Here is a 2,761-nt window from a genome sequence, read left to right as displayed (position 1 = left end):
GGCCGCGACGGGTCAGCTCGGCGGCCAGCTCGGGCCAGCTCGGGGCAGCTCCAGCGGACCAGCGGTACCCCGGTCTCGGCCGGGAGCTGGCAGACCAGCGCGACGAGCTCGGCGCGCTCCAGCTCGCTGATCCGCCGCGGCCGCCCCGAGCGGGGCCGGTCGCAAAGCCCCACGCATGGAACTGGCTCGCCGACGATGACCGTCCCAACTGGGAAGCCTGGTCCGAATGGTCACCCTGGCATGAGATGCCGCCAGTTGGCTAACGCGCTACCTCCCCGAACAAGAATTCGTAGCCCCGGACGTGTGCCGCGTGACCCGTCCGGAAGGTGATCTCTTGGGCGCACCGCTGGTCGCCCCGGCCTTCTTGTTCCTCGGACGGGGCCAGGTCACCTCGTTGGAGGCGGTGTCCGAGCCGTGCGGTCGTGGCTGCCTGGAGGCGATAATGGCGATGTGACCGTCGACCTTCGTGACAGCCGGATCGCCGAGGTGTGCCGACGCTACGGGGTCGCCGAGCTCTCCGTCTTCGGCTCGGTGGCTCGTGGCGACGACACCGACTCCTCGGACGTCGACCTGCTGTATGTGCTGGCGCCCGACTCGAAGCTTGGCTTCGAGATCGTCGATCTTCGGGACGAGCTCGAAAAGATCGTCGGTCGGCACGTCGACCTGGTACCCAAGTCCCGGCTGAAGTGGGTCATCCGCGACCGGGTACTCGCGGAGGCTCGGGTCCTCTATGCGGCGTGACGAGCTCTACCTCGTCGACATGATCGAAGCGGCGGCTGCCGCGACGACGTTCGTCCAGGACGCCGACGAGGCCGCCTTCCTGGCGAGCGACCTGATCCAGAGCGCCGTTCTGCAGAAGCTCCTGGTGATCGGCGAGGCAGCCGGTCGAGTCTCGCCCGAGATCCGCGACCGCTGGCCGGATGTGCCGTGGCGGTCCGTCACGGGCTTCCGCAACATCGCTGTTCACGCGTACTTCGAGGTTGACTGGTCAATCGTGTGGCGCATCGCCACGACCGCGCTGCGCGAGCTTCAGGAGCAACTGGCAACGCTCCTGAAGGCAGAGTTCCCGCTCGTCGCCAGTCAGCTCGATCAGCCGCACTGACCGCGGGTACATCGCCCCCGGGTGCGGACGTTCTGACCATCACCCCTCCTCGGCGCGACCGCGACCCGAGCACGGGCACATTCAGAGGCGGAAGAGGAGGGTGGACGCGACCACGGTGCCCAACGCGCACGGTCACCAGGAAGCCCGGAAGTGCCCGGAACCGCTAGGTGTTCGGAACGCGTGTTCTACCCGGTAGGCGATGTTCCGGTCGGCGTGGTCACCGAGCATCGTCCCTGTTCGGGGCACGTGTGGCGACCGGCCGGACGGTGATTTCAGGGCCAGCAACCAAGATTGACCGGTTCTTATCGTGGTGCGTTAGGTCCACTAGTATCGGCGGCTGACGGGTTCTGCGCCCCGGAGGCCCGGCTACTTCCTGTGGCGCTCAGGCCGCGAGCATCGTCGAGATCAGGAAACGTGCGCGATCGAGGTACGCGGCCTGTAGCTCCAGCCGGTCCAGCTCGCGGCGCAGTGTCGCCGACAGCTGGGCACACGGCACGATCCGCGGCATCGCGTCGATGGTGCAGGGCAGCACCTGGCAGATCGTCGCCACCGACAGTCCGGCGCCGAGCAGCACCTGGATCCGGGCCACCGTCTCCACCGCGGACTCCGGGAAATGGCGGTAGCCGTTGGCGCCGCGCTCCGCCACGAGCAGTCCGTTCTTCTCGTAATGGCGCAAGGACCGCACGCTGGCGCCGGTTTGTGTCGACAGCTCGCCGATCAACATCAGGACCAGCCTCCAGCCCTCGCTCTTGACCCTGACACTGATGGCAGACACTACGGTGCGACGCATGGATATCGGGATCTTCACCGCGGTCACTGACGAACAGATCAGGCCTGCTCAGCTCGCCCGGGTGATCGAGGAGCGCGGCTTCGAATCACTGTTCGTCACCGAGCACACCCACATCCCCGCCCGACGGGAGACACCGCACCCCGAGCTTGGTGAGATTCCCCGCGACTACTACCGAAATCTTGATCCTTTCGTCAGTCTGACGGCCGTGGCGACCGCGACCACCCGGTTGCGCGTGGGCACCGCGGTCGCGCTCGTGGTCCAGCGGGACCCGCTCCTGTTGGCGAAGGAAGCGGCCAGCCTGGACCTGGTCAGCGAGGGCCGTTTCGAACTCGGCGTCGGCGCCGGCTGGCTGCGTGAGGAGATGCGCAACCACGGCACCGACCCGGCGACTCGAATGGCGCTGATGCGGGAGCGGCTGGCCGCGGTGAAGGCGCTTTGGACCACCGAGGAGGCGGAGTTCCACGGTCGCTTCGTCGATTTCGATCCGGTCTTCCAGTGGCCCAAGCCTGTGCAGCGACCGTATCCGCCGGTCTGGATCGGGGGATGGGGCCCGACGACCTTCCGCCGGATCATCGCCGGGCGCGACGGCTGGCTCACTCCACCCCTTCCGGTCGACCAGCTGATCCAAGGCCTGGACGAGCTGGCCGAGGAGGCGGACCGGGCCGGGGTGGCGACGCCACCGGTGACCGTTCCGCTCATGGATCCCGACGAGGCCACGCTCGAGAGGCTGCGCGCTCGTGGTGTCCGTCGCGCCCTGTTCGGGCTGCTCACCATCACCGACGCCGACGCGACGCTGCGCGCGCTGGACCAGCTGGGACCGCTGGCCAGGGCCGGAGGCAGCGTCAAGCAGCCAACTACCTGACCGTAAG

At 67.9% G+C, this 2,761-nt stretch carries 5 protein-coding genes; 3 read left to right on the top strand and 2 right to left on the bottom strand.

The genetic code is table 11. The features are described 5' to 3' along the window. Positions 1–173 (bottom strand): helix-turn-helix domain-containing protein (locus tag AC08ON_RS17935; RefSeq protein ID WP_476617418.1); only part of this gene is annotated, 173 nt, incomplete at its 3' end. Positions 174–450: 277 nt separating this feature from the next. Here AC08ON_RS17935 and AC08ON_RS17930 point away from each other — a divergent pair. Both AC08ON_RS17930 and AC08ON_RS17925 read left to right on the top strand, forming a co-directional pair. Further along, positions 451–741, top strand: a complete 291-nt coding sequence (locus AC08ON_RS17930) for a nucleotidyltransferase family protein (RefSeq protein WP_035912985.1) — start codon at positions 451–453, stop codon at positions 739–741. Then, on the top strand, positions 731–1,102 hold the full coding sequence (locus AC08ON_RS17925; RefSeq protein ID WP_476608673.1) for a HepT-like ribonuclease domain-containing protein: 372 nt from the start codon (positions 731–733) through the stop codon (positions 1,100–1,102). The genes AC08ON_RS17930 and AC08ON_RS17925 overlap by 11 nt, the downstream gene beginning before the upstream one ends. Before the next feature lie 382 nt (positions 1,103–1,484). Here AC08ON_RS17925 and AC08ON_RS17920 read toward each other — a convergent pair whose 3' ends face one another. Beyond that, complete coding sequence (locus tag AC08ON_RS17920) at positions 1,485–1,826, bottom strand: MerR family transcriptional regulator (RefSeq protein ID WP_476617417.1); 342 nt, start codon at positions 1,824–1,826, stop codon at positions 1,485–1,487. A gap of 64 nt (positions 1,827–1,890) precedes the next feature. Between AC08ON_RS17920 and AC08ON_RS17915 the strand changes: the two genes are divergently transcribed. Further along, positions 1,891–2,754, top strand: a complete 864-nt coding sequence (locus AC08ON_RS17915; RefSeq protein ID WP_476608675.1) for an LLM class F420-dependent oxidoreductase — start codon at positions 1,891–1,893, stop codon at positions 2,752–2,754. The last annotated feature ends 7 nt before the right edge of the window (positions 2,755–2,761 follow it).

It is taken from the genome of Frankia sp. CoWAU3, assembly GCF_977971855.1.
Note: the sequence above shows the minus strand (reverse complement) of the source record. Positions and strands in the feature narration are given on the sequence as shown.